A 23,781-nucleotide genomic window follows, 5' to 3' on the forward strand; every position below is an offset into this window, starting at 1 on the left:
TCAGCTACGAGTCACCTCTCTGATAGATCATCGAACCTGAAAAGGCTCTTTCGTGGCGAACATCAAGTCCCAGATCAAGCGGAACAAGACGAACGAGAAGGCGCGCCTGCGCAACAAGGCCGTCAAGTCCTCGCTCAAGACCGCGATCCGCAAGGCCCGTGAGGCTGCCGCCGCGGGTGACGTCGAGAAGGCCACCGTGGCCGCTCGCGAGGCCGCCCGCAAGCTCGACAAGGCTGTCTCGAAGGGTGTCATCCACAAGAACGCCGCCGCCAACAAGAAGTCGGCGCTGGCGTCCAAGGTTGCCTCCCTGCAGGGCTGAGCGCTCTTGCTGTAATCCCGGGGGGTGACCCCCGGACCCGGCAGAAACCCCTCGCGGGGTGACACGCCGGACGACTTGATCGCCGGAACGGACCAAGCGGGCCCTCTCATCCGCTCCTGCCCGGCACCCCGGACTCGCACGCGGCCTGCGTTCGCCACGCGGGTGCGAGTCCAAAGTCTTTACTCGAAGGCCCCGTCTCCCGTCCTTCCCCAGGACGGAGGGCGGGGCCTTCGGCATACCCCGCTCGCCTGCGAGAACGCGAGCGGGCGGGGCGCATACGGGGGATGCTTGGACGCAGCCCCGCTAGCGACGCAGACGCGCCGCTCGCGCCACCGTCACCACCGCTTTCTCGAGTGCGTACTCCGGGTCGTCCCCGCCGCCCTTGACCCCGGCATCCGCCTCCGCGACCGCCCGCAGGGCGAGGGCCACGCCGTCCGGCGTCCACCCCCGCATCTGCTGGCGGACGCGGTCGATCTTCCAGGGGGGCATCCCGAGCTCACGGGCGAGGTCGGCGGGGCGGCCGCCACGCGCCGAAGAGAGCTTGCCGATCGCCCGCACCCCCTGCGCCAGCGCGCTGGTGATCAGAACCGGAGCGACGCCGGTCGAGAGGGACCAGCGGAGCGCCTCCAGGGCCTCGGCGGCGCGGCCCTCAACAGCCCGATCGGCGACCGTGAAGCTGGACGCCTCGGCGCGCCCCGTGTAGTAGCGGCCGACGACCGCTTCGTCGATCGTGCCTTCGACGTCCGCCACGAGCTGCGACACCGCGCTCGCCAGCTCCCGCAGATCGCTGCCGATCGAGTCGACGAGCGCCTGACACGCCTCCGGCGTCGCGGAGCGCCCGAGGGCGCGGAACTCGGAGCGTACGAAGGTGAGCCGCTCCGCCGGCTTGGTCGTCTTGGGGCACGCCACCTCACGAGCGCCGGCCTTGCGCGCCGCGTCCAGCAGCCCCTTCCCCTTCGCGCCGCCGGCGTGCAGCAGGACGAGGGTGATCTCCTCGACGGGGGCATCGAGATACGCCTTGACGTCCTTGATCGTGTCGGCGGACAGATCCTGCGCGTTCCGCACGACGACGACCTTGCGTTCCGCGAAGAGCGAGGGGCTGGTCAGCTCGGCCAGCGTGCCGGGCTGGAGCTGCTCGGGGGAGAGATCGCGTACGTCCGTGTCGGCGTCGGCGGCCCGGGCGGCCGCCACCACCTGCTGCACGGCACGGTCCAGCAGCAGGTCCTCCTGGCCCACGGCGAGCGTGACGGGGGCGAGAGGATCGTCGTTCGTGTTCTTCCTGGTGGCCATCGCGGTCCAGCATCGCACGGGCCACTGACACCGCAGGCACCAGCGACGGACGGGGCTACGGTTCCTCCCGCCAGCCGTCCCAGTCCGCCACGAACTCGTCCAGCTCGACAGCGTCCAGCCGACCCTCCGGATCCTCGACGACCACCAGCCACTGGGCGTCCTCGGCGTCGTCCTCTCCGGCCAGGGCATCCCGGACCAGCTGGGGCTCGTCGCCCACGCCGAAGTGATCGCCGATGGCCTCGATGACCTCCTCGGCGGCGTCGCGGTCGGGCAGCACCAGCACATGTCTCATGTCGCTCACCGCCACATTGTGCCGCTTGTGGCCCTCCTCGGATTGCGGCCCTTCCCGGGCGACGCCTCTCAGACGTGCTACCCGGACGTGCTACTCGGACGTCTTGCTCAGACGCGCTTCTCAGCCAGACCTCTCAGCGACGCTTCTCAGACGTCCCGCCGGACCTCGGGGACCCGATCCAGCACCAGCCCGAAGTGGTCCCGGTACGCGGCCAGCACCTCGGCGTCGTCCCCGAGCGGCCGCTCCTGCCGCTCCCCGTGCGCCGTGGTGACGAGCTTGCGGCCGCTCAGGGTGATCCGGCCGTCCTCGGTGAGCCGGGAGCAGATGAGCGACCGAGTGAAGTGGGAGGCGGGAGAGGTGCGGTGATACCAGGCCCCGGCCTCGAAGTCCGCCAGCACACGCGGACGCACCTCGACGCGGAACTGCGGTTTGCCGTCCCGCAGTACATCGAGATCCCCCTCGGGCGCCTCGACGATCCGGAACACACCGGCAGGATCGCCCTGGTCGCCCCGCTCCTCCAGCACGAGGGGGTGGTGGCTGTGGTTGCCGAATCCGACGTCGGCCAGCCAAGGGCCGGTGCCATCCGCCGTCTCCACGCGCAGGGTGAGGTGGTCGTACGGAATACCGAGCTGCCCGTCCGGCCTGAAACTCCGCGCCTGGAGCAGCGTGACGCCGAAGCCCAGGCCTCGCAGCAACGCCGCGAAGGCACCGTTGAGTTCGTAGCAGAAGCCGCCGCGTCGGGCGCCGACGATCTTGTCGACGAGCGATTTGTCCTCCAGTACCAGGTTCTCTCCCAGATGGATCGAGAGGTTCTCGAAAGGAACCGAGAGCAGATGCCGCAACTGCAGCTCGCGCAGGGCCACGGCGTCCGGCCGCTCCGGGCGGACGGCTCCGATGCGGCGGAGGTAGGCGTCGACGGTCTCCGGCGGCAGTGTCTGCGATGCGGTGTCCATAGAGGCAGTCTCGTCGGGAGCGCGAGGCTGCGCCATGCGCCACTGGTCCTAGGCCGGTCGGCGTAGGGACGTAAGCCCGTAGCCCGACGTGCCGCGCCCCCATGCCGCCCACCGATTGCACGGCCAGCCTGCACCACCCGGCTACGCGACTCACCCGGCGTCGGGGCCGCGCGGACCGCGGGCCACGGCTCGCAGCTCCGCACCGGCGCCCGTCACCGCGATCGCCCCGTCCTTGTCCGTGCTCAGTACCAGCGCCCCCTGGGCCCGCAGAGCGCCGACGGTGCGGGGGGACGGATGACCGTACGGGTTGTCCCGGCCACAGGAAATCAGCGCGAGCCGCGGTCGCGCACCGGCCATAAGAGCGGGGTACTGGTACGCCGAGCCGTGGTGGGCGACCTTGAGCACATCCACCGGCGGCAGTGCGGGATGAGCCCGTATCAGCCCTTGCTGCGCGGGCGGTTCGAGGTCTCCGAGGAGCAGCAACGACAGGCCACCGGCGGCACGGACGAGCAGAGTGACGCTGGCATCGTTCGGCCCGTCCGGCGTCGCGCCACGTCCGGGAACCGACCCAGAACCCGAGCCGGGAGCCGGTCCCGCGTCCGGCCACAGCACCTGCCAGGTGAGTCGGCCCGTCCGGCGTCGCTCGCCCGGTCCCGCGCGAATCACCGGTACCCCGGCCGCTCTGGCAGTCCGGTGCACGAACTCGGCCTGGTCGCGCGGCTCTTCGAACGTCGTCGTCTGGATCGTGCCGACCGCCCTGCCCCGCAACGCGCCGGGCAGCCCCGCGACATGGTCGGCGTGGAAGTGCGTCAGCAGCAGAAGCGGGACCCTCCTGACCCCCAGCTCACGAAGACACCGGTCGGTGAGCTCGGGATCCGGCCCGGCGTCCACGACAACGGCCGTGCCATCACCTGCCGCCAGCACCGTGGCATCGCCCTGGCCCACATCGCACATCGCGAACGACCAGCCCGGTGGCGGCCATCCGGTGACGATCCTGGTCAGCGGTGGCGGCCGCAGCACTGCGAGCAGAAGCAGCAGGGCACAGCCGGCGGCCGGCCATGGATGGCGCAGCAGCCTCCGCGCCGCGAGCACGGCGACGGCCGTGCCCGCGGCCAGCAGGAGCCCGCCGCGCCAGCCGCCCGGCCACTCGGCCTGAGCTCCGGGCAGGCTCGCCCCGGCACGGGCGACGTCCGCAATCCACCCGGCCGGCCAGCCCGCGCACCGGGCCAGCATCTCCGCGGCCGGCATCGCCAGAGGCGCCACTGCGAGCGCCGCGAATCCCAGCACCGTGGCCGGCGCGACCGCCAGCTCGGCAAGCAGGTTGCAGGGAATCGCGACCAGGCTGACCCGCGCCGCGAACACAGCCACCACCGGGGCGCACACGGCCTGTGCCGCGGCAGCCGCTGCCAGCGCCTCCGCGAGCCGTCCCGGCACCCCGCGCCGCCTCAGGGCCGCACTCCAGCGCGGGGCAAGGGTGAGCAGGGCGGCCGTGGCCAGCACAGACAGCAGAAAACCGTACGCGCGGGCCAGCCACGGGTCGTACAGCACGAGCAGCAGCACGGCGGCGGCCAGCGCGGGAATCAGCGATCTCCGGCGGCCGGTCCCGACGGCGAGCAGCGTGATCAGCCCGCACGCCGCTGCCCGCAGCACACTCGGGTCGGGCCGGCACACCACTACGAAGGCGATCGCGAGCGCTCCGCCGAGCAACGCCGTCGCGCGGAGCGAAATACCCAACCGGGGCGCCAGTCCACGGCGTTCTGCCAGCAGTGCGGTACCGGGTGGACCGATGAGCAGGAACAACACAACAGTGAGGTTGCTTCCTGAGACCGCCAGCAGGTGAGTGAGATCCGTCGCCCGGAACGCGTCGTACAGCTCGGGCCCGATACGGGAGGTGTCCCCGACGACCAGCCCCGGGAGCAGCGCGCGGGCATCGGGTTCGAGCCCGCCGGTCGCCCGGCGCAGTCCGGCCCGAAGCGTCCCGGCCGTGCGCTGCACCGCGGTCGGGGGCCCCGTGATACGGGGCGGCCCATTGCCCTGCACTTTCAGAACGGCGGCGAAACGGTCGTCCCCCTCCAGAGCCGGCGCCGACCGGGCGGCGATCTGCAGCCGTGTCGAGGGCAGCAGCCGCAGCCACCTCCCCGTCGCCGCCCCGGACCGGGCAATCACCAGGACTGGTGCGCGGGTGGCGACGACGGACCGGTCGGTCGCCGTCAACCGCGTGACCTCCGCCTCCAGCACGACCGCCGCCCCCGTCATCCGATCACCCCGCACACGCGGCCGCGTCATGCGCGGATCGGAGGTCACGGTCAACTCCGCGGTGACCCGCGCGTGCCGTCGCGCCGCTTCAGGCACGGGTCCCCTGTACAGATCCGCACCGCGCAGCCCGCCCGCTGCCGCCCCCGCGGCGGCACAGAGCAGCAGGGCGGCGGCCGCAACCCGATTCCCGGCGCCGCGCCGGGCTCCCCGTCGCGCAGCCCGCAGCAGCGGGGGCACCACCAGCAGCACAGCCGCGGCAAGGCAGCTCACTACCGCCACGGCCGGCCACGCCGCCGGAGCGGACAGGGACAAGGCTGCCGCGCCCCATGCCGCCAGCGCGGGCAGGACCAGGCGCAGGTCCGGCGGGCCCTCCTGACGGGGATCGGACGCGCCCAGTGGATGAGCGGCTGTGCTGTGAACTCCCCGGCGCGTCATGGCCGTACCAAGGACTGGAGGTCCGCGAACCGGCGGTCGCCGATCCCCCTCACCTCGCGGAGCTCGTCCACCGAGCGGAATCCGCCGTGCTCGGTGCGGTAGTCCACAATGTGCTGGGCGAGCACCGGGCCGACTCCCGGCAGCGTGTCGAGTTGCTCCGCCGTTGCCGAGTTCAGGCTCACGGGTCCCGCGGCCGGTGCTCCGCCGCCACCGGCCGGACCCGGAGCAGGACTGCCCGGCGGCGGCACGACGCCCACCACCACCTGCTCGCCGTCCATGAGCACCCGCGCCCGGTTGAGGCCGGTGATGTCCGTACCGGCCCTGACGCCGCCCGCCGCTCGAAGGGCATCGGCCACGCGCGAGCCGGCGGGCAGCCGAAGCACTCCCGGACGCCGTACCTTGCCGCTCACATCGACGACGATCCGCGCAGCCGGTTCCTCCGTGGGTGGCGCCCCGGGCGAGGGCCTCGGCTCCCGTGCGACAGGCGCGGGGCGGCCCTCCCTGACGAGCTCCGGTGCCCTCATGGGCTCCGGACGACCGGACCAGAAGTGCTGCACGGCGAACCCGACGGCCACCACGAGGACGACCGCCAGCGCCGCAAGTGTCCGCGGCTCCAGCCCACATCGGAGCCGAACCCACAACGGCACTCGTTGCCACAGCGGCACTCGCTCCCACAGAGCGAGTCGCCCACGCTCCCGCACCGACAGCTCGGGAGCGGGCAGTCCATGCGTGACCGAATCGGGCGCCACCGGATCGGGTGCCACCGATTCAGACGCCACCGATTCAGGCGTCACCCGTTCAGACGCAGATGGTTCAAAAGCAGACGGCCGAGACGCAAGTGGTTCAGACACAGGCCGTTCAGGCCCAAGCCGTTCAGGCACGACCGGTTCAGGCACAACCGGTTCAGACACAGACGGTTCAGACACACCCTGTTCAGACGCAGGCGGTTCAGACTCACGTGGTTCCGCAGACTGTCGGTGGCCGCCCGGCCGCCGTGGCACGGACCGCCCTGTCTGCGCCCGCCGAACCCCCGCCACCTGCACAGCCTCCGCCGGTCGGTCCCCCCGTCCGCCATCCGGCGCGGGCGGTCCTTGGACTCCCACACCCGCGACGGAACCGCACGGCGTCTGGAACAGCGCGTCCGCACGTCGGCGCAGGGCCGAAGCCGGTGGGGCCGGCGAACCCGATTCCGGGCGGCGTCTGGCGCGCAACCTCCGCCGGTCGCGGACACGGCCGTCCGAGGCAGGGACACGGCCAGGGCCACTCGTCGCGGAGCGTGATCGATAGGTCATGCCACCCGACGGTAGGCGCGTCCGCCGAACCCCGCCGAGCAGCCTCAATTCCGGTGGATGGCTCAGCCGTTGTGGACAACTCCGTCACCCACATGAGTCAAAGAGATCCCAGGAACCATAGGAACCACACCGAGCACACAGAGCAGACGAGGCCATCCCAGCAGCCGCTCGCTCATCTCACTGAGACCGCGCTGCGGGTTGTGGGCCTCACCGAGGTGAGACCACAACCCCCAGCAGTCCGGGCCCCGTGTGCGCACCGATCACCGCACCCACCTCGCTCACATGCAGTTCGGCGAGGTTGGGCACCCGCTCCCGCAGCCGTTCCGCCAGCGCAGACGCCCGTTCCAGTGCCGCGAGATGGTGCACCGCGATATCCACCCCGCCGGCGCCCGCCCGTTCGACGACGATCTCCTCCAGCCGGGCGATGGCCTTCGATGCCGTACGCACCTTTTCCAGCGGCTCGATGCGCCCGCCGTCCAGCTGGAGCAGTGGCTTCACTGCGAGCGCCGAGCCCAGAAGCGCCTGGGCCGCGCCGATGCGGCCGCCCCGGCGCAGATAGTCCAGTGTGTCGACGTAGAAGTACGCGGACGTGCCCGCGGCTTTCTTCTCGGCCGCGGCCACCGCCTCGTCGAGGGTGCCGCCGCCGTGGGCCGCCTCGGCCGCCGCGAGCGCGCAGAATCCGAGCGCCATCGCGACCATGCCGGTGTCCACCACACGGACCGGAACCGGAGCCTCCCGAGCCGCCAGCACCGCTGCGTCGTAGGTCCCGGAGAACTCGGACGAGAGATGCAGGGAAACGATTCCGGTCGCACCGGCCTCGGCCGTGGCCCGGTAGGCCGCGGCGAACGTCTCGGGGCTGGGCCGGGACGTGGTCACGGGACGTCGCTTCTGCAGCGCGAGGGCGAGCGAACGGGCCGAGATCTCGGTGCCCTCCTCGAGGGCCTGGTCGCCGAGCACGACGGTCAGCGGCACCGCGGTGATGCCATGCCGCTCCATCGTCTGCGGCGGCAGATAGGCCGTTGAATCGGTGACGATCGCGACATGGCGGGACATGAGCGGGAGGTTACCCCCAGGAGCCGCCGCAGGGCAGTCCGACCCCGCCCCAGTGATTCGGTTCCGGTCGGCGAACCCTTCCGCCCGGGGGCGGTTCGCAGTCCTGCACAGCGCCCGCCACGGAGCTGGTCCGCGCCGGTTCCAAGCCTGGCACGAGCAATCACGTACCCTCCACCGGGCACCGCCAAGCATTCCGCTTCGCCGGACGGTCCCGCCCTCATCCCTTCTCCGGCCCGGCACAGCATCCGGTCCGGCACGCCCGTCCGCCCCGGTGTCCGCCTCCGGCCCGGGCCACCCCTCAGGCCCGTCCAGCTCGTCCTAGTTCGTCGTCTCCGGACGGGCCGTCTTCTCCCACGAGTGCATCATCGGCTGTCGTGGATCACGGCCCGTGATCGCCTGCGGCCCCGACGCTCCGGCCTCGGACTCCCCCGTCCGCGCCGCCTCGGACGCCGGAGCCTGTGCCGGAGCCGGTGTCGCCTGCGGTGCGGATGCCGGAGCCTGTGCCGGAGCCGACGAGGAGTCCCGCTCCGGCCCCCACATCGGCTCCGTCCTGGACCAGTCCCGCAGCGCCCCCGCCTCCACGTCGATCTGCGCGCTCAGCGCCTCGAGGTCGTCCTCGGCGAACGCCCGAGCCCGGTCCCTGGCCGCCCATCGCAGCGACTCCGCGGAGTGCGTGATCCTCTCGACCCGCTCACGCAGCTGCGGCAGCCGCTCCACGATCCTGCTCCGGTCGGGCTCGCGCTCCAGTCGCCTCAGCTCGTCGTCGAGCTCATGTCCGTGCGCGCTCAACCGCTCGAACAGGCCGATCGACTCCGACAGCGACGCGTCCTCGGCCACGCCCGCGTGCAGGGCGTCCTGGGTGGCCTTCATCGACGTACGCAGGCGGAGCCGGAGCTGAGCCAGTTCACCGACCACACCGCCCTGCCCGAGGCTCTTCGCGCGCAGCGTCGTGTCCTCGACGGTGCGCCGGGCCTGAGTGATCGTGCGGTCCACTCCGCGCTTGGCCGCACCGATCACCTTGACGCTCACATAGACCCCGAGTGCCACGAAGGCGACGAAGAGCAGCGCCAGGATGAGGATGACGGCTTCCATGGGGGCGCCCTCCGAGTCGTTTGGATGTGTCCTTCCACCCTAAAACGGAGCGGGCAGGCCGAGGGTTCCATCAGAACCCCCAACCTGCCCGTAGGGGAAAGACCAGGGGAGGCCGGCAACGACCGGGCACACCCCAGGGCGACGGTGGCTACGCCGGGACGATGTTCACCAGCTTCGGCGCCCGCACGATCACCTTGCGGATGCCCGCACCGCCCAGCGCCTCGACAACCGCCGTGTCACCCAGTGCCAGGGCCTCCAGCTCCGCGTCCGTGACCGACGGGGAGACCTCCAGGCGTGCCTTGATCTTGCCCTTGATCTGCACGACGCAGGTCACGGTCTCGTCCACGACGTACGCGGGGTCGGCGACCGGGAAGTCCTGGTGCACGACGGAGTCCGTGTGGCCCAGCTTGCGCCACAGCTCCTCGGCGATGTGCGGCGCCAGCGGCGCGACCAGCAGGACCAGCCGCTCCGCCACCGTCCGGGCGACCGGACCGCCCACCTTGGTCAGGTGGTTGTTCAGCTCGGTGATCTTGGCGATGGCGGTGTTGAAGCGCATCGCGGCCATGTCCTGGCCGACGCCGTCGATGGCCTTGTGCAGGGCGCGCAGCGTCGCCTCGTCCGGCTCCTCGTCCACGACGGTGACCTGGCCGGTCGACTCGTCGACGACGTTGCGCCACAGGCGCTGCAGCAGGCGGTACTGGCCGACCACGGCGCGCGTGTCCCACGGCCGCGACACGTCCAGGGGGCCCATCGCCATCTCGTACAGGCGCAGCGTGTCGGCACCGTACTCGGCGGCGATCTCGTCCGGAGTGACGGCGTTCTTCAGGGACTTGCCCATCTTGCCCAGCTCGCGCTTGACCTGCTCGCCGTCGAAGAAGAACTTGCCGTCCCGCTCCTCGACCTCGGTGGCCGGCACCGGGAAGCCGCGGCCGTCACGGTAGACGTACGCCTGGATCATGCCCTGGTTGAACAGCTTGTGGAACGGCTCCGCGGAGGAGACGTGCCCCAGGTCGAACAGCACCTTGGACCAGAAGCGTGCGTACAGCAGGTGCAGTACGGCGTGCTCGGCGCCGCCGACGTACAGGTCGACGCCGCCGTGCGGCTGCCCCTCGCGCGGGCCCATCCAGTACTGCTCGATCTCCGGGTCGACCAGCTCGTCCGCGTTGCGCGGGTCCAGGTAGCGCAGCTCGTACCAGCACGAACCGGCCCAGTTCGGCATGGTGTTGGTCTCGCGCCGGTAGCGCTTGACGCCGTCGCCCAGGTCCAGCTCGACGTTGACCCACTCTTCGTTGCGGGACAGCGGGGTCTCGGGCTCGGTGTCCGCGTCGTCCGGGTCGAAGGTGCGCGGCGAGTAGTCGTCGACCTCCGGCAGCTCCAGCGGCAGCATCGAGTCGGGCAGCGCGTGGGCGACGCCGTCCTCGTCGTAGACGATCGGGAAGGGCTCGCCCCAGTAGCGCTGCCGGCTGAACAGCCAGTCGCGCAGCCGGAAGTTGATGGTCGCTTCGCCGATGCCCTTGGCGACCAGCCACTCGGTGATCCTGGCCTTTGCGTCGGCGACGCCCAGACCGTCCAGGGAGATCTCGTCGTTCGAGGAGTTGATCGCCGGCCCCTGGCCGGTGAACGCCTCGCCCTCCCAGCCCTCCGGCGGCTGCACGGTGCGGATGATCGGCAGGCCGAAGGCCTCGGCGAACTCCCAGTCGCGCTCGTCCTGACCGGGAACGGCCATGATGGCGCCGGTGCCATAGCCCATCAGCACGTAGTCGGCGACGAAGACCGGGATCCGCGCGCCGGTGACCGGGTTCAGGGCGTAGGTGCCGGTGAACACACCGGTCTTGTCCTTGTGTTCGGTCTGCCGCTCGACGTCGCTCTTCGTCTGGGCCTGCTTGCGGTACGCGGCGACGGCGTCGGCCGGGGTGGCAGCGCCACCGGTCCAGGCATCCTTGCCCTGGGCCTCCTGCGGCCACTCGGCCGGCAGGATCGAGTCGATCAGACCGTGCTCGGGCGCCAGGACCATGTAGGTCGCGCCGAACAGGGTGTCGGGGCGGGTGGTGAAGACCGTGACGGAAGCGCCGTTGTGGCCGTCGATGGAGAAGTCGACGCGCGCGCCCTCACTGCGGCCGATCCAGTTGCGCTGCTGCAGCTTGATGGCCTCGGGCCAGTCCAGCGCGTCCAGGTCGTCCAGCAGGCGGTCGGCGTAGGCGGTGATGCGCATGTTCCACTGGCGCAGATTGGCCTTGAAGACCGGGAAGTTGCCGCGCTCGGAGCGGCCGTCGGCAGTGACTTCCTCGTTGGCCAGGACGGTGCCCAGGCCGGGGCACCAGTTGACGGGGGCGGCGGAGGCGTACGCCAGGCGGTACCCGCCCAGCACGTCGGCGCGCTCGACAGCGCTCAGCTCGCTCCAGGGGCGCCCGCTCTCGGGCGTGCGCTCCCCGCTCTCGAACTGCGCCACCAGGTCGGCGATCGGACGGGCCTTCTTCGCCGCCTCGTCGTACCAGGAGTTGAAGATCTGCAGGAAGATCCACTGGGTCCACTTGTAGTAGTCCGGGTCGATCGTCGCGAACGACCGGCGCTTGTCGTGGCCCAGGCCCAGCCTGCGCAGCTGGACCTTCATGTTCTCGATGTTGGCTTCGGTGGACACGCGCGGATGCGTGCCGGTCTGGACCGCGTACTGCTCGGCCGGCAGGCCGAAGGCGTCGAAGCCCAGGGTGTGCAGCACGTTGTGGCCGGTCATCCGCTGGTGACGGGCGTAGACATCGGTCGCGATGTAGCCCAGCGGGTGTCCGACGTGCAGGCCCGCACCGGAGGGGTACGGGAACATGTCCATGACGAACTTCTTGGGCCGGGCGACGACATTCGGGTCACCGGCCAGATCACCACTGGGGTTGGGCGCCTCGTACGTGCCGTCGGCGTCCCAGGAGTCCTGCCAGCGTGCCTCGATCTCGGCGGCCATGGCCGCCGTATAGCGGTGCGGTGCAGCCGCCTCCGCGGAGGGGGCCCCACCCGCGCCGAAGGCCACGGGGGAGGAATTCGTCTCGCTCATGATCCTGAAAGCTCCATCGATCGTCTCTGCCGGCGATTACCGAAACGAAAAATCCCCTCGCACAGGAGGGGACGCCGCGCCGATTCCGACCGTTTGATTCACCGGTCGGGACTGATCAGCGCGGCTCGCTAAGCAGAAGGCGTACGGCACGCATGGCGTCAGGGTACAGCAGGGCCCCTCCGGGCCGCATCGAGCATCCGCACGATGGGCACGAACGCCACGTCAGAGCCCCGGGAACGGGGTGCGGGGCACCCGGAAGAGGTCCGGGAGAAAGCCGCGGAGCGTCCGCCGTGAGTGTGACGAGCGACTTCATCACACAAGTTACTCGGCGTATCGCCCCTATCCGGGGCAACCCCAGAGTCAGTTGTCGGCCACCCGCCTCGATAAACACCCAAACCTCGTACCAGCGGGTATGCGGCGACCTAGAGTGCGTTCACGGGACCGCTTTCCCGCACCACTCGGAGTCGCCCCCATGAACCCTCATCGCAAGATCCGTTCGTCGCCCGGTCAACCGGCCTTGAGCCGTCAGGCGCAGGGCGGATTGAGTGTCGCCGCGCTTGTGCTCATACCCCTGCTCGCCATCGGCGGCAGTGACGATTTCCGCGCCGCGCTGGACTTCACCACCGGTGTTCTTTCACTGGTCTCCCTCACGGCCTCGGTCGCCTGGGGCCTCATCGCCACCGACCGGCTGTTCCTCTCCACGCGCCACCGTCTGCTCGCCCAGGCCATCCACAGAACCACCGCGGTCGCCTCGCTCGGATTCCTGCTGCTGCACGCCACGGTCAAGGTCTCGCTCGGCCATGTCGAACTGCTGGGCGCTCTGGTCCCGTTCGGCCTCGGTGTCACAGGCACCTCCGGCCTCATCGGACTGGGCTCGCTCGCCGGCCTCCTGATGGTGATCGCCGCCTCGACCGGCGCAGCGCGCAGCGCGCTCGCGGGCAAGAGCAACTTCGCCGGCCGCTGGCGGGCCCTGCACATGCTGGCCTACCCGGCATGGTGCTCGGCGCTGATGCACGGCCTGTACACGGGCCGCCCCGCGGCCACCTGGGTGGTCGTCATGTACTGCCTCTCGCTTGCCGGAGTCGCCGCCGCCGTGTCGCTGCGGCTGCTGCCGCGCCCGGCGAAGCGCCGGATCGTCGAGCAACTCCTGGCACTGAACGGCTCGGCCGGCGAACCGCCCGCCGCCCCGGAGCAGGGCGTGCGCAACCTGTCGACGGCGCCGCTCCCCGGCGCCTCCGGCATTCCCTCCCAGCCGCAGCCCCGTTTCGAGCGCGAGTTCCAGCGCCGTCCCGCCGACCAGGACGAGCCGGTGGGCAGGCCGATCGGGCAGCCCCTGGGATCGCCTCTCGGTTCACCCATGGGACAGCCCCTCAGCCCGTCGCGCAGTGAACCCCGCCGGCTCGCCGCTCCCGCCCCGCCGCTGTACGAGGCGACGCAGCTCTACGAAGCCACACCGCCCCCCGCCGCCGAGCCGGCCACGGCCGCGGGGTCCTTCCCCGATGCCGGCCCGGTGCCCAGTGGGCCACTGCCTGGCGACGGCCCCGGAACGGGGATTTCCGCCGCCTACCGCGCCGTCTCCCTGGCCGGTGACGCCTCCGCGCGTACGGCTGGGTCCGGGACCCCTCCAGGGGCCTCCTCGGACGGCATACCGCTCGCCGAGCGTGTGCCCATGACCGAGGAGCTGCCCATCGTCTCCGAGTCCGCGCCCCGCTCCGGGCTGTGGCCGGCACCTTCCCCGCCGCCGCCCGCACAATCCATCCCCTCGCCGCCCCTGTCGTCGCCGTACGACGCGAGCGCCACCTCCCCGTACGACACAAACGCCACCTCCCCATACAGCACCACGTACGACCAGGGTTCCGCATACAGCACCGGCGGCGGCTACGACGGCCGGACGCCGGACACGTCCCGCCCCCGCTCGCTGGACGACACCCAGCCGCCCGGCCCGCTCTACCCGCCCCCGGCCGGGGAACCCTGGCACGCACCCGCAGGAGACCGACCGTGAACACCCCCCTCCCCGATGTCCCCGAAGTCCGCGTCGTCGGCCTCCCCCAGCTGACCCAGGGCTTCGACCTGGTCGAGCGTCTCGACCTCTCCATGCACCTGAAGGTGCACGGGCCGCTCGAACCCATGACCGGGGAGCTGCTGGCCCAGCTCGCCGAGAACATATCCCTGCGGGGCCGCGGCGGCGCGGGATTCCCGTTCGCCCAGAAGCTGCGGGCCGTGGCCAAGGCCGCCATCCGACGGGGTGTGCGGCCCGTCGTGGTGATCAACGCCAGTGAGGACGAGCCGGCCTGCCGCAAGGACACCGTGATGGTCAACCGGGCACCCCACCTCATCCTGGACGGCGCGCTGCTCGCCGCCGAGGCGCTGGGCGCACGCACCCTGATTGTCGCGGTGACCCGCAACTCCACGGAGATCTCGATGCGGGCCGCGCTGGCCGAGCGCGGCCTTTCCGACCGACGCGGGCAGCAGCTGCGCGCACGGGTGCAGCGGAACCCCGAGCGCATGGTGTCAGGCGAGGCCTCGGCGATCATCCGGGCGATCAACGGCGGCCCCGCTCTGCCTCCCGGCCGCCGCGAGCGCGCCGCCGAGTCCGGTGTCGGCGGGGCGCCGACACTCCTGTCGAACGCCGAGACGTTCGCGCAGCTGGCCGTCGCCGCCCGGATCGGGGCCCGCCGGTACGGCCACACGGGCCTGGAGACCGAGCCGGGCACGGTGATGCTGACGGTCTCCGGTGCTGTCGCGCGCCCGATGGTGATCGAGGTGCCGACCGGTGTGCCGATGCGGTACGTGCTGCAGCTGGCCGGTGCTCCGCCGGTCCCCCAGGGCGTGCTGACCGGCGGCTACCACGGCAACTGGATCGACGCCGCCGCCACTCACGACGCCGTGATCTCGCGGGAATCGCTGGCCAACGTGGGCGGCGCGCTGGGCGCGGGCGCCATCCTGCCGATCGGCCCCGAGACCTGCCCCCTGGGGGAGGCGCAGCGTGTGGCCAACTGGCTCGCGGCCGAGACGGCCGGCCAGTGCGGTCCGTGCAAGCTGGGTCTGCCCGCGGCTGCCGGCGGGCTGTCCGACGTGATCAACGGGGGCGGACCGGCTGCCCTGGAGGCGCTGCGCGAGGTGACCCAGGCCGTGAAGGGGCGCGGCGCGTGCAAGCACCCCGACGGCTCCGCGCGCTTCTTCGCGTCGACCCTTTCGGCGTTCACGGACGACCTCGCCGCGCACGTCCTGCATGGCGGCTGCGGCCGCGAGACGCTCGGTGTGCTGCCGCTGCCCGGTGCCGGTTACCAGGAGGCGGAGGAGTCCATCCCGAGCGGAGAGAAGCTCGCCGTGGACTGGACGCTCTGCCGGGGCCACGGGATCTGCGCGGAAATCGTTCCGGAGCTGATCCGCATGGGCGCCGACGGGTATCCGTCGGTGGCGGAAGCCTCGGTGCCGATGCATATGCGGGGGCGCGCCCAGCGCGCCGTACGCCGTTGCCCGGCGCTCGCGCTCCGTATCGAGCAGGCGCCTGCCGAGCGCCGCCCGGCGCTGCCGCCCGGCGGCGACCGCAAGGCCCTTGGCAGCGGCCGGGGTTGACGGGAGACACGGAAGAGGGCCATCCGGATCGGATGGCCCTCTTCTTGTGCTCTGACGAGCTGCTGTGGAGCTAAGGAGAATTGAACTCCTGACCTCTTGCATGCCATGCAAGCGCTCTACCAACTGAGCTATAGCCCCTTGCTGTCTGTCGCTTCGCTGTGGGTTTCCCCCGCGGCGACACAGAGAACATTACACGGTCCCCCCGGTGGTTCACCAAATCGTTTCCGGTCTGCACCGACAAGGCCGGTAACGTCCCTGTTCGTGACCGTGATCGTGATGGCGCTCGCCTCCGTGCCCAACAACGGTTACGCCCTCGGCGCAGCCGCCGCTCGCTGTCCCTCGCGGCGTTCTGGATGGCGCACTGGGCCGCCGGCATGTCACTGATCGACCTGATGGTCTACCGGGCGTAGGGCCAGGCCGTACGGGAGGGCGCTGACCTCTGTGCGATGCGGGCGACCCAAGCGGAATCTGCCGGCGGCCTACCCACCGTTCGCAGCCCTGCTGTTCACACCGCTCACGGCTTTCGGGGTACCGGAACTGCGGACGCCGGGCGACCGCCGGGAACGCGGTGCTCTGGACTGATGACCGTCGTCGCCGTGCCGGTCGGGCGGGCTGGAGCGTCAGGCCGTCGCGAACGAATAGAAGCGCTTGAGCGTGCAGTGCTCGTCGAGCAGCCGTCCGTAGATCGGCTCCCCTTCGAGTTCACGGTATGTCTCGATGGGGTCGCCCTTTATGATCAGCGCCCGGGCGCACTCCTCGCACCAGTACTGGTACTCGGGGTTGATCGGATCCATGTCACGGACGATCGGCGTACCGCTGCCGCACCAGTCGCATTTCCTCCTGTGTGCACCCATCACTCAGCTCCAGCTGTGGCCGCAGGCCGTGCACACGTACGAGATACCTCCGTTGTCGCCGAGCACTTGGGCAACATGGGACGAACCGCATGAGGGACAGCTGAGGCGAGCACGGCCCTCCGCAGCGACGAGCAGGTCATCATCCTCCTCGATGCTGCCTCCGGGCATCGCCTCTCCCTCCCGTCCGAGCCGTCATCTCCCTCCGCCCGTCCCGATTCTGCCATGGCACCGCAAGAGGGTCATGGGCGTCGGCGAACGAGACCTGCCATCGCTCCCAAGATCGCGGCGGCTCCCAGCGCGAGCACACATACCCACAGCGCGTCGGCGGACGCCTGCGCCCCTGGCCCGGTCAGCCGGTTCAGGAAGAGTGTGCCAAAAGTCGCCACTCCGAGCAGCTGCCCGAGCTGGGTGACAGTCGCCAGCAAACCACTGGCGTCCGCGGCGTCCTCCTGCCGTACGGTCGCGAGCGCGCCGGTCAGGGCGGGGCTGAAGGCAAGGGACAGGCCCGTGCCGACACCGGCGAAGGCGGCGTACAAGCCGGCGCCGCCGCTGCCACCGTCCCTGAGCACCCAGCCCACCGCCACGGTGGAGACGGCGGTCAGCACGAATCCGCCCGGAATCAGCGCTCCACGGAGTGCTGTGGGCCAGCGCCGCCAGGTCAGCCCGATCACGCCGAAAACGACAGCCGTCGGCGCGAAGGTCAGGCCCGCGCGGAGCGCGCTGTGACCGAGACCACCCTGGATGTGCAGGGTGAGGGTGAACAGGAAACCGGCATTGACGCCCATCACCAGGAGAATCCGCAGCACCGCACGGTCCATACCGGGGAGACGCAGCACACGCGGGGCGATCAGCGGGGCACCTCCGCGCCGCGCGAGCCGCGACTCGTACGCGCAGAACGCCGCGAAAAGGGCCACGGATGCACCCAGGGAAAGCCAGGACCACAGCGGCCAGTCCTGCTCCTGACCGAGGACCAGCGGAACGGTGAAGAGCGAGACCGCAGCGGCCAGCAGGACGAGGCCCGGGAGGTCGAGACCGCGGGTGCGCTCCGGATCGTCGTGGCGGTCGCGCGGCAGCGCCCTCGTACCCAGCGCCAGGAGGACGATGCCGATCGGGACGTTCACCAGGAAGACCGGGCGCCAGCTCGCACCGAACAGGTCCGCGCTGACCAGTACACCGCCGGCGACCTGCCCGGCGGCTGCACCGGTGGCCAGGACGGCGGAGTAGGCGCCGAGGGCCCGCACCCGCCGCTCGCCCGTGAAGTTCCGCTGGATGAGGCTGAGAACCTGCGGGATCATCAGGGCCGCTCCCGCGCCCTGGACCAGCCGGAAGACGACCAGTTGTCCGGCGCCCGCGGCAAGTCCGCAGGCGAGCGAGGCGACCGTGAAGACCGCCAGCCCGCCCAGGTACATGCGCCGGTGGCCGAGCAGATCACCGAGCCGCGCGCCGGTGATCAACAGGACGGCGTACGAGATGGTGTACCCGGCGATGACCAGCTGCAACCCTGCTCCGGAGGCGTTCAGTTCAGTACGGATCGTCGGAGCGGCCACATTGACGATGAAGACGTCGAGCAGGGCCATGAACTGCGCCGCCAGCACGACGGCGAGCAGCAGGCCGGGCCGGTTGTCAGTGCCAGGGTCTTTACTGGTTACGGGAGTTGGAGCCGCCGTTGAGGTCGTGGTCATGGACCGAGCCTCCAGGCGAACTGATACGGGTAACGAGAGCCCGCCGATACTGGTACTGGCAGCACCTGGCAGCGGCGGCACAGGTCTTCGACCATGGGGGTGTGGCGACGATGACAGCACCGGCACAGCGCCGCCGTCCAGAGCTGGCAGCGTTTCTCCGCGGCCGCCGGGCCCGGGTGACCCCCGAGGATGTCGGCATGCCGCCAGGGCTGCGCAGACGCACCCCGGGGCTGCGCCGCGAGGAAGTCGCGCAGCTCTCCGGAGTGGGTGTGACCTGGTACACGTGGCTGGAGCAGGGCCGCCCGATCAATGCCGCGGCACAGGTCCTGGATGCCGTGGCTCGCACGCTCCGGCTCGACCAGCCCGAGCGGGAGCATCTGTACCACCTGGCGGAGGTGCCGTACGCGCCGGACCGCGAGTCGGATGTGGCCAGTGTCAGCGCGGAGATCCAGGGCATCATCGACGCCCTGGATCCTCACCCGGCCGTGGTCTACAACTCGCGCTACGACATCCTCGCCACCAATCCCGCCTACCGGGACCTGTTCTACGACATTCGGCCGCCTTCGGGCCGAGCGGGCAGCAGGGGGATACCGAACGTCCTGTGGACGCTCTTCACCGTGCCGGAGCCCAGCTGCCCGCTGGTCTTCCGCGAGAGCGAGCTGCCGGTCATGGTGGCGACGCTGCGCGGCGCGTACGGGCGGCATGTCGGCGAGCCCTCGTGGGAGGCGTTCGTACGCCGGCTGTCGGATGCCAGCCCGGCTTTCGCGGAACTGTGGGAGAGCGGCGATGTCGTCCCGCCCGGGCCCAGGGTGAAGACCTTCCGGCACGAGGCGGTGGGCGAGGTCCGGATGACTTCGGTCTCACTCTCCATCGACGGGATGCCGGAGTGCCGGATCGTCGCCTATACGCCGAACGACGAGGAGAGCGACCACCGCATGTGGAAGCTCCGTGCCCGCCGGACTGAGGCCTGGGGAGGAGCTGTGTCCCCGCCGGACCGAGGCTCATAGCGTGACCCGGCGAGGCAACGCTCCGCGCGCGCGTAGCGAGCGCTGCAAAGCGAAATCCCGCCCCCTGATGGGGACGGGATCCGGACGATGGTGCTTGTGGAGCTAAGGAGAATTGAACTCCTGACCTCTTGCATGCCATGCAAGCGCTCTACCAACTGAGCTATAGCCCCTTGTGTTCTTCGCGCTCCGCGCTGCGAACAAGAAGAACCTTAGCCTGTGACCAGCCGGAAAGTGAAATCCGGAGGGTGCTGAGCCATCGGTCCGGTCCTGGGCGGTCATCGGCCGGTCCACGGCCGACGACCGGCCTCAGCCGACGACCGGTCCCCTACGCCGAACGGATCAGCCGGAACCCGGTCGGCAGTCCAGTCACTGAACCGTCCCGGGCACCGAAGGGTCCCAGCTGCCGCCCGGTCTCAGTCGTCGTCGCCGAGGACAGGCTCGGGGAGCGTGCCCGCGTTGTGCTCCAGCAGCCGCCAGCCCCTGGCGCCCTCACCGAGCACGGACCAGCAGCAGTTGGACAGGCCGCCCAAGCTCTCCCAATGGTGCGCCTCCAGGCCGAGCAGCCGACCGATGGTGGTGCGGATGGTGCCGCCGTGGCTGACCACGACGAGCGTGCCGCCGTCGGGCAGCTTGTCGGCATGGCGCAGGACGACGGGGGCGGCCCGATCGGCGACCTCGGTCTCCAGTTCGCCGCCACCGCGGCGGACGGGCTCGCCGCGCTTCCACGCGGCGTACTGCTCGCCGTAGCGCTCGACGATCTCCTCGTGGGTCAGCCCCTGCCAGGCGCCCGCGTAGGTCTCGCGCAGCGCGGCGTCACGGGTGATCTGGTGCCCCGTGATCGCGGCGAGCTGGCCGGCGGTGGCCGCCGCCCGCTTCAGGTCGGACGCGATGATCGCGTCCGGCTTCAGCGAGGCGAGCAGCCGCGCGGAGCGGCGCGCCTGGCCGACGCCCGTCTCGGTGAGCTCGATGTCCGTGGAGCCCTGGAACCGACGCTCCACGTTCCAGGCGGTCTGGCCGTGCCGCCACAGGACGATACGGCGGCCTCTGCCCTTGCCGGTGTCGCTGCCGCTCAGCGCAGCTCACCGTCCGTACCGCTGCCGTCACCGACGAGCCTGGCGTGCTCCTCGGCCTTGCCGCGGGTCTTCAGGGCGTCCTCGGGCAGCGGCAGCTCCGGGCAGTCCTTCCACAGCCGCTCGAGGGCGTAGAAGACACGCTCCTCGCTGTGCTGCACATGCACGACGATGTCGACGTAGTCGAGCAGGATCCAGCGCGCGTCACGGTCGCCCTCACGGCGCACCGGCTTGGCGCCGAGCTCCTTGAGCAGCCTTTCCTCGATCTCGTCGACGATCGACTTGACCTGGCGGTCGCTGGGTGCGGAGGCGAGCAGGAAGGCGTCGGTGATCGACAGTACGTCGCTGACGTCGTACGCGATGATGTCGTGCGCGAGCCGGTCGGCGGCCGCCTGGGCGGCGGCGTTGACGAGCTCGATGGAGCGGTCCGTGGCGGTCACAAGCAGGCTTTCGTCGGCGGTCAAGACCCCTCAAGGGTCTCACGGACCGCCGACAGCCCACGCAGCGATTAATTGCGGCCCGTACGACGCCGCCTCCGGCGCCGGTCCGGACGACGCCGCCCCGCCCGGTCCGGCCGGGGCCGGACCGGGCTGCCGGGTCACTTGACCTTGTAGTCCTGGCCGAGGACGACCAGGACGTCCGCGTTCGTCGCCGCCTTGCCCTTCTCGACTGCGCTCTCCGGCAGGCCGAGGGTCTTGGCGACCTCGGCCGCCTTTGCCTTCTGGGCCGCGTCACCGTAGATGACCTGCGACGACGACTCGGATTCCGCCTTGCCCGCGTCGACGAACGCATAGCCGCCGTTGACCAGGACGATCCTGGCGGCCTCGGTGGCGTCGCCGTTGCCGCTGGCGTTCCGCACACCGACCCGCACCGCCGCGCCCTGTTCCGGTGCGCTGATCTTGCCGCCCAGGATGTCCTTGACCACGCTGTCGCTCGCCTCCTGGCTGAGCGTGCCGTCCGGCTGGACGGGCAGCAGGGCGGTCTTGTAGTCGCCGCCCTTCGCGTGCTCGGCGAGCTTCGCGAGTGAGGCTCCGAGATCCTTCTCGGGCAGCGAGGGGTCCAGGATCTGGGCCAGAGTTTCCACGGTCACCGTCGCGCCCTTCGGATCGCTGGAGATCTTCCGCAGCACCCCGTACATGACCTGGCCGAAGCGCTGCAGCTGCTTGGCCTCGGCCTCACCGGGTCCGCGGTAGGTCGCGTAGGCCACGGCCATGCGGCCGTTGAGCGTCTGGTTCTCGCCCTTCTTCACCATCGGCGCCTCGCCCTTCTTGGCGCCGGGCACCGCGGTGTCGGTGGTGAGGTCGATGCCGCCGACCAGCTCGACAAGGTTCTCCAGGTAGGGGGTGTCCAGCCGCCAGGTGCCGGTGATCCGGGTACCCAGCAGGGTGCCGATCGCCTCGCGGGTGCCCGTGGTGCCGTCCTCGTCGACGGACTTGCCGAGGGTGGTGGCGGCGCCCTCGTCGTCGGCGACGGAAAGCGAGTTCGGGAGCAGGACGGTCGTGCCCTGCTTGGCGGTGGAGTTGTCGACCAGCAGGGCGGTGGAGGTGCCCTTCTGCTTGGTGTTGTGCAGATGCAGCACGATCACGTCGCGCTTCTGCGGGCCGGTGGCGGTGTTCTGCGGGCCGCCGGAGCCCGAGGTGCCGGGCAGCTTGCCCGTGTACCAGAGGTAGCCGACCCCTCCGGCGAGGGCGAGGGCGAGGACGACGACGAGAGCGACGACGCGGATGCGGCCGCGGCGCTTGGCCTCCTCGCGCCGTTCGGAGCGGCTCTCGGTGAACTTCAGCCAGTCGATGACGTCCTCGGAGTCCTCGTCCGGCTCCTCGATGAACGAGAACTGCTCGGTGCGGTACTCACGGTCACCGCCGGGGCCCCGGTCGGCGCCCTCGGGCGCGGGGCGGCGCTGCCCGGGTACACCGGCCTGCCCCGGCGCGGGCTGGGCCGGTGTTGGTCGGGCCGCCCCGGCCTGTGGCTGATGCCGGGGCTGCTGGGGCGGGACGCTCCACTGCTGGGTCGTGTCGGCGACGGCGGCCTGCTGGCCCGTGTCGTAGCCGTAGCCGTCGTAGCCGTACCCGCCCTGGGTCTGCGGCTGCTGGCCGTACGGGTCGTACCCCTGGGGCTGCTGGGGCTGCTGCGGCCGGGCGTACGGGTCATAGCCGTATCCCTGCTGCTGCGGCGACTGCCGCTGGTTCTGCCGCTGGTTCTGTTGCGGGTTCTGCTGCCGCTGCTGCGCGTACGGGTCGTAACCCTGAGGTTGCTGGGAGTGCTGGGGCTGTTGGTAAACCGGCTGCCCGTACTCGTCGTAGCCGATGATCTGCGGCTGCTGTGGGTAGTACGGGTCGTACGGGTTCTGCTGGTCGTTCACCGGTGCCCCTCTCCGTGGCTCACTTGCCGCGGTACAACTGGCGCTTGTCGATGTAGCGCACCACACCGTCCGGCACCAGATACCAGACCGGGTCGCCCTGCGCGACCCTCGCCCGGCAGTCGGTGGACGAGATCGCCAGCGCGGGCACCTCCACGAGGGAGACCCCGCCCTTGGGCAGTCCGTCGTCGGTCAGGTCGTGGCCGGGCCGGGTCACGCCGATGAAGTGGGCGAGCGAGAACAGCTCTTCGGCATCCCGCCAGGTGAGAATCTGGGAGAGCGCGTCGGCCCCGGTGATGAAGAAGAGGTCCGAGTCGGTGTTGAGCGCCCGCAGGTCACGCAGGGTGTCGATCGTGTACGTCGGGCCGCTGCGGTCGATTTCGATACGGCTGACCGAGAACTGCGGGTTGGAAGCCGTGGCGATGACCGTCATCAGGTAGCGGTCCTCCGCCGGCGACACCGCCTTGTGGGTCTTCTGCCACGGCTGCCCGGTCGGAACGAACACCACCTCGTCGAGGTGGAACAGGGCGGCCACCTCGCTGGCGGCCACCAGGTGTCCATGGTGGATCGGGTCGAACGTCCCGCCCATGACGCCGAGTCGGCGCTTGCCGCGGCCGGTAGGCACTTCCTGCTGTCCCATGCGTGCAGAGCCTACTGGCACGGCGATTCGGCCCCGTCTCAGCGGTCGCGGTTGAAGCGGGTGGTGATCCACAGCAGCAGGAGCAGGGCGAAGAGGGCGCCGCCACCGGTGAGGTACGGGCTCAGGGATTCGTGGCTGCCACCGTGCTCGGCGCCCTCGGCAAGAGTGACCAGGTTGGCGGCGGTGCTGGCGAGACTCATCTTCTGCAGGACCTATCGATCGGGGGTCGGAGCGGAGCTTCGGGCACATCGTATGCGTGCGGTCCGGGCACGCTCACGCCGACTCAGTCGTTGTCGGTTTCGTCGCCCCCGTCTCCGCGGTGTCCGCGCAGCAGGAACCAGGCGAGCAGGCAGCTCCGGCCATCGAGACGAGCAACACGATCCGGCGCGTGTCGCCCGGCCCCTGCTGCTCGGATGCGGCGGCGAGCAGTGCGGCGGTGTCCGGCATATCGGGTCTACTCCTCGGTTATCCACAGGCCCCGCCACACCGTGGCTCCAGCACCTACGCTGGGGTCTGCCAGGGGGACGAGTCAGGACTCGCAAAGAACAGCAGGACTCGTAAAGAATCA

General features: G+C 70.7%; 20 protein-coding genes and 2 tRNA genes. 4 read left to right on the forward strand and 18 right to left on the reverse strand.

Going from position 1 to position 23,781, the window contains the following annotated elements:
- The first annotated feature begins 52 nt into the window (after positions 1-52).
- Positions 53-319, forward strand: coding sequence for a 30S ribosomal protein S20 (gene rpsT, locus AC0699_RS08830; RefSeq protein ID WP_453659254.1), 267 nt, complete (start codon positions 53-55; stop codon positions 317-319).
- A gap of 303 nt (positions 320-622) precedes the next feature.
- On the opposite strand, the gene holA is transcribed toward rpsT, so the two are convergent.
- The 8 genes from holA to leuS all read right to left on the reverse strand — a co-directional run bounded on the left by holA (position 623) and on the right by leuS (position 12,022).
- Complete coding sequence (gene holA, locus AC0699_RS08835) at positions 623-1,609, reverse strand: DNA polymerase III subunit delta (RefSeq protein ID WP_478657444.1); 987 nt, start codon at positions 1,607-1,609, stop codon at positions 623-625.
- Positions 1,610-1,664: 55 nt separating this feature from the next.
- Positions 1,665-1,910: a hypothetical protein gene (locus AC0699_RS08840; protein WP_469768769.1), complete on the reverse strand. Its 246-nt coding sequence runs from the start codon at positions 1,908-1,910 to the stop codon at positions 1,665-1,667.
- A 137-nt stretch (positions 1,911-2,047) separates the two neighbouring features.
- On the reverse strand, positions 2,048-2,854 hold the full coding sequence (locus tag AC0699_RS08845) for an arylamine N-acetyltransferase family protein (protein ID WP_478657447.1): 807 nt from the start codon (positions 2,852-2,854) through the stop codon (positions 2,048-2,050).
- A gap of 150 nt (positions 2,855-3,004) precedes the next feature.
- Positions 3,005-5,545 carry a ComEC/Rec2 family competence protein gene (locus AC0699_RS08850; protein WP_478657449.1) on the reverse strand — a complete coding sequence of 847 codons (2,541 nt, stop codon included), beginning with the start codon at positions 5,543-5,545 and terminating at the stop codon, positions 3,005-3,007.
- A complete protein-coding gene (locus AC0699_RS08855) occupies positions 5,542-6,339 on the reverse strand; it encodes a ComEA family DNA-binding protein (RefSeq protein WP_478657451.1) in 798 nt (265 codons plus the stop codon). Before AC0699_RS08855 ends, AC0699_RS08850 begins: the two co-directional genes overlap by 4 nt.
- A gap of 705 nt (positions 6,340-7,044) precedes the next feature.
- The gene (locus tag AC0699_RS08860; protein WP_478657454.1) at positions 7,045-7,890 is read right to left on the reverse strand and encodes a DegV family protein; all 846 of its coding nucleotides are present in this window, start codon (positions 7,888-7,890) and stop codon (positions 7,045-7,047) included.
- A gap of 318 nt (positions 7,891-8,208) precedes the next feature.
- The gene (locus AC0699_RS08865) at positions 8,209-8,982 is read right to left on the reverse strand and encodes a hypothetical protein (RefSeq protein ID WP_478657456.1); all 774 of its coding nucleotides are present in this window, start codon (positions 8,980-8,982) and stop codon (positions 8,209-8,211) included.
- A 148-nt stretch (positions 8,983-9,130) separates the two neighbouring features.
- Entirely contained in the window at positions 9,131-12,022 is a 2,892-nt protein-coding gene (gene leuS, locus AC0699_RS08870; RefSeq protein ID WP_478657459.1) for a leucine--tRNA ligase, read from the reverse strand.
- Positions 12,023-12,494: 472 nt separating this feature from the next.
- Between leuS and AC0699_RS08875 the strand changes: the two genes are divergently transcribed.
- Positions 12,495-14,024 carry a ferric reductase-like transmembrane domain-containing protein gene (locus AC0699_RS08875; protein ID WP_478657462.1) on the forward strand — a complete coding sequence of 510 codons (1,530 nt, stop codon included), beginning with the start codon at positions 12,495-12,497 and terminating at the stop codon, positions 14,022-14,024.
- The gene (locus AC0699_RS08880; RefSeq protein ID WP_478657465.1) at positions 14,021-15,601 is read left to right on the forward strand and encodes an NADH-ubiquinone oxidoreductase-F iron-sulfur binding region domain-containing protein; all 1,581 of its coding nucleotides are present in this window, start codon (positions 14,021-14,023) and stop codon (positions 15,599-15,601) included. Before AC0699_RS08875 ends, AC0699_RS08880 begins: the two co-directional genes overlap by 4 nt.
- A 65-nt stretch (positions 15,602-15,666) precedes the next feature.
- Here the strand turns inward: AC0699_RS08880 and AC0699_RS08885 are convergent.
- From AC0699_RS08885 to AC0699_RS08895, 3 genes are all read right to left on the reverse strand, one after another.
- Positions 15,667-15,739, reverse strand: a tRNA-Ala gene (locus AC0699_RS08885).
- Positions 15,740-16,221: 482 nt separating this feature from the next.
- Positions 16,222-16,455, reverse strand: coding sequence for a hypothetical protein (locus AC0699_RS08890; protein ID WP_040916346.1), 234 nt, complete (start codon positions 16,453-16,455; stop codon positions 16,222-16,224).
- Positions 16,456-16,694: 239 nt separating this feature from the next.
- Entirely contained in the window at positions 16,695-18,137 is a 1,443-nt protein-coding gene (locus AC0699_RS08895) for an MFS transporter (protein WP_478657469.1), read from the reverse strand.
- A gap of 110 nt (positions 18,138-18,247) precedes the next feature.
- Here AC0699_RS08895 and AC0699_RS08900 point away from each other — a divergent pair, with 110 nt between their 5' ends.
- A complete protein-coding gene (locus AC0699_RS08900; protein ID WP_478657472.1) occupies positions 18,248-19,144 on the forward strand; it encodes a helix-turn-helix transcriptional regulator in 897 nt (298 codons plus the stop codon).
- 97 nt (positions 19,145-19,241) lie between these two features.
- Here the strand turns inward: AC0699_RS08900 and AC0699_RS08905 are convergent.
- The 7 genes from AC0699_RS08905 to AC0699_RS08935 all read right to left on the reverse strand — a co-directional run bounded on the left by AC0699_RS08905 (position 19,242) and on the right by AC0699_RS08935 (position 23,660).
- Positions 19,242-19,314, reverse strand: a tRNA-Ala gene (locus AC0699_RS08905).
- A 243-nt stretch (positions 19,315-19,557) separates the two neighbouring features.
- On the reverse strand, positions 19,558-20,217 hold the full coding sequence (locus AC0699_RS08910) for a histidine phosphatase family protein (RefSeq protein WP_478657940.1): 660 nt from the start codon (positions 20,215-20,217) through the stop codon (positions 19,558-19,560).
- Complete coding sequence (rsfS, locus tag AC0699_RS08915) at positions 20,214-20,654, reverse strand: ribosome silencing factor (RefSeq protein WP_478657942.1); 441 nt, start codon at positions 20,652-20,654, stop codon at positions 20,214-20,216. Before rsfS ends, AC0699_RS08910 begins: the two co-directional genes overlap by 4 nt.
- A 158-nt stretch (positions 20,655-20,812) precedes the next feature.
- On the reverse strand, positions 20,813-22,576 hold the full coding sequence (locus AC0699_RS08920; protein WP_478657474.1) for an LCP family protein: 1,764 nt from the start codon (positions 22,574-22,576) through the stop codon (positions 20,813-20,815).
- Between the two features lie 19 nt (positions 22,577-22,595).
- A complete protein-coding gene (gene nadD / locus AC0699_RS08925; RefSeq protein ID WP_478657476.1) occupies positions 22,596-23,213 on the reverse strand; it encodes a nicotinate-nucleotide adenylyltransferase in 618 nt (205 codons plus the stop codon).
- A gap of 38 nt (positions 23,214-23,251) precedes the next feature.
- Positions 23,252-23,413: a hypothetical protein gene (locus tag AC0699_RS08930; RefSeq protein WP_453667322.1), complete on the reverse strand. Its 162-nt coding sequence runs from the start codon at positions 23,411-23,413 to the stop codon at positions 23,252-23,254.
- 73 nt (positions 23,414-23,486) lie between these two features.
- The gene (locus AC0699_RS08935; protein WP_478657959.1) at positions 23,487-23,660 is read right to left on the reverse strand and encodes a hypothetical protein; all 174 of its coding nucleotides are present in this window, start codon (positions 23,658-23,660) and stop codon (positions 23,487-23,489) included.
- Between the last annotated feature and the right edge of the window lie 121 nt (positions 23,661-23,781).

Source organism: Streptomyces sp. NPDC043870, assembly GCF_056435785.1.

What these genes read in the sequence shown, in the direction of transcription:
- holA (WP_478657444.1), bottom strand. Translation starts at nt 1,609, where the DNA reads ATGGCCACCAGGAAGAACACGAACGACGATCCTCTCGCCCCCGTCACG.
- AC0699_RS08845 (WP_478657447.1), bottom strand. Translation starts at nt 2,854, where the DNA reads ATGGACACCGCATCGCAGACACTGCCGCCGGAGACCGTCGACGCCTAC.
- AC0699_RS08850 (WP_478657449.1), bottom strand. Translation starts at nt 5,545, where the DNA reads ATGACGCGCCGGGGAGTTCACAGCACAGCCGCTCATCCACTGGGCGCG.
- AC0699_RS08860 (WP_478657454.1), bottom strand. Translation starts at nt 7,890, where the DNA reads ATGTCCCGCCATGTCGCGATCGTCACCGATTCAACGGCCTATCTGCCG.
- AC0699_RS08865 (WP_478657456.1), bottom strand. Translation starts at nt 8,982, where the DNA reads ATGGAAGCCGTCATCCTCATCCTGGCGCTGCTCTTCGTCGCCTTCGTG.
- leuS (WP_478657459.1), bottom strand. Translation starts at nt 12,022, where the DNA reads ATGAGCGAGACGAATTCCTCCCCCGTGGCCTTCGGCGCGGGTGGGGCC.
- AC0699_RS08875 (WP_478657462.1), top strand. Translation starts at nt 12,495, where the DNA reads ATGAACCCTCATCGCAAGATCCGTTCGTCGCCCGGTCAACCGGCCTTG.
- AC0699_RS08890 (WP_040916346.1), bottom strand. Translation starts at nt 16,455, where the DNA reads ATGGGTGCACACAGGAGGAAATGCGACTGGTGCGGCAGCGGTACGCCG.
- AC0699_RS08895 (WP_478657469.1), bottom strand. Translation starts at nt 18,137, where the DNA reads ATGACCACGACCTCAACGGCGGCTCCAACTCCCGTAACCAGTAAAGAC.
- AC0699_RS08900 (WP_478657472.1), top strand. Translation starts at nt 18,248, where the DNA reads ATGACAGCACCGGCACAGCGCCGCCGTCCAGAGCTGGCAGCGTTTCTC.
- nadD (WP_478657476.1), bottom strand. Translation starts at nt 23,213, where the DNA reads ATGGGACAGCAGGAAGTGCCTACCGGCCGCGGCAAGCGCCGACTCGGC.
- AC0699_RS08930 (WP_453667322.1), bottom strand. Translation starts at nt 23,413, where the DNA reads ATGAGTCTCGCCAGCACCGCCGCCAACCTGGTCACTCTTGCCGAGGGC.
- AC0699_RS08935 (WP_478657959.1), bottom strand. Translation starts at nt 23,660, where the DNA reads ATGCCGGACACCGCCGCACTGCTCGCCGCCGCATCCGAGCAGCAGGGG.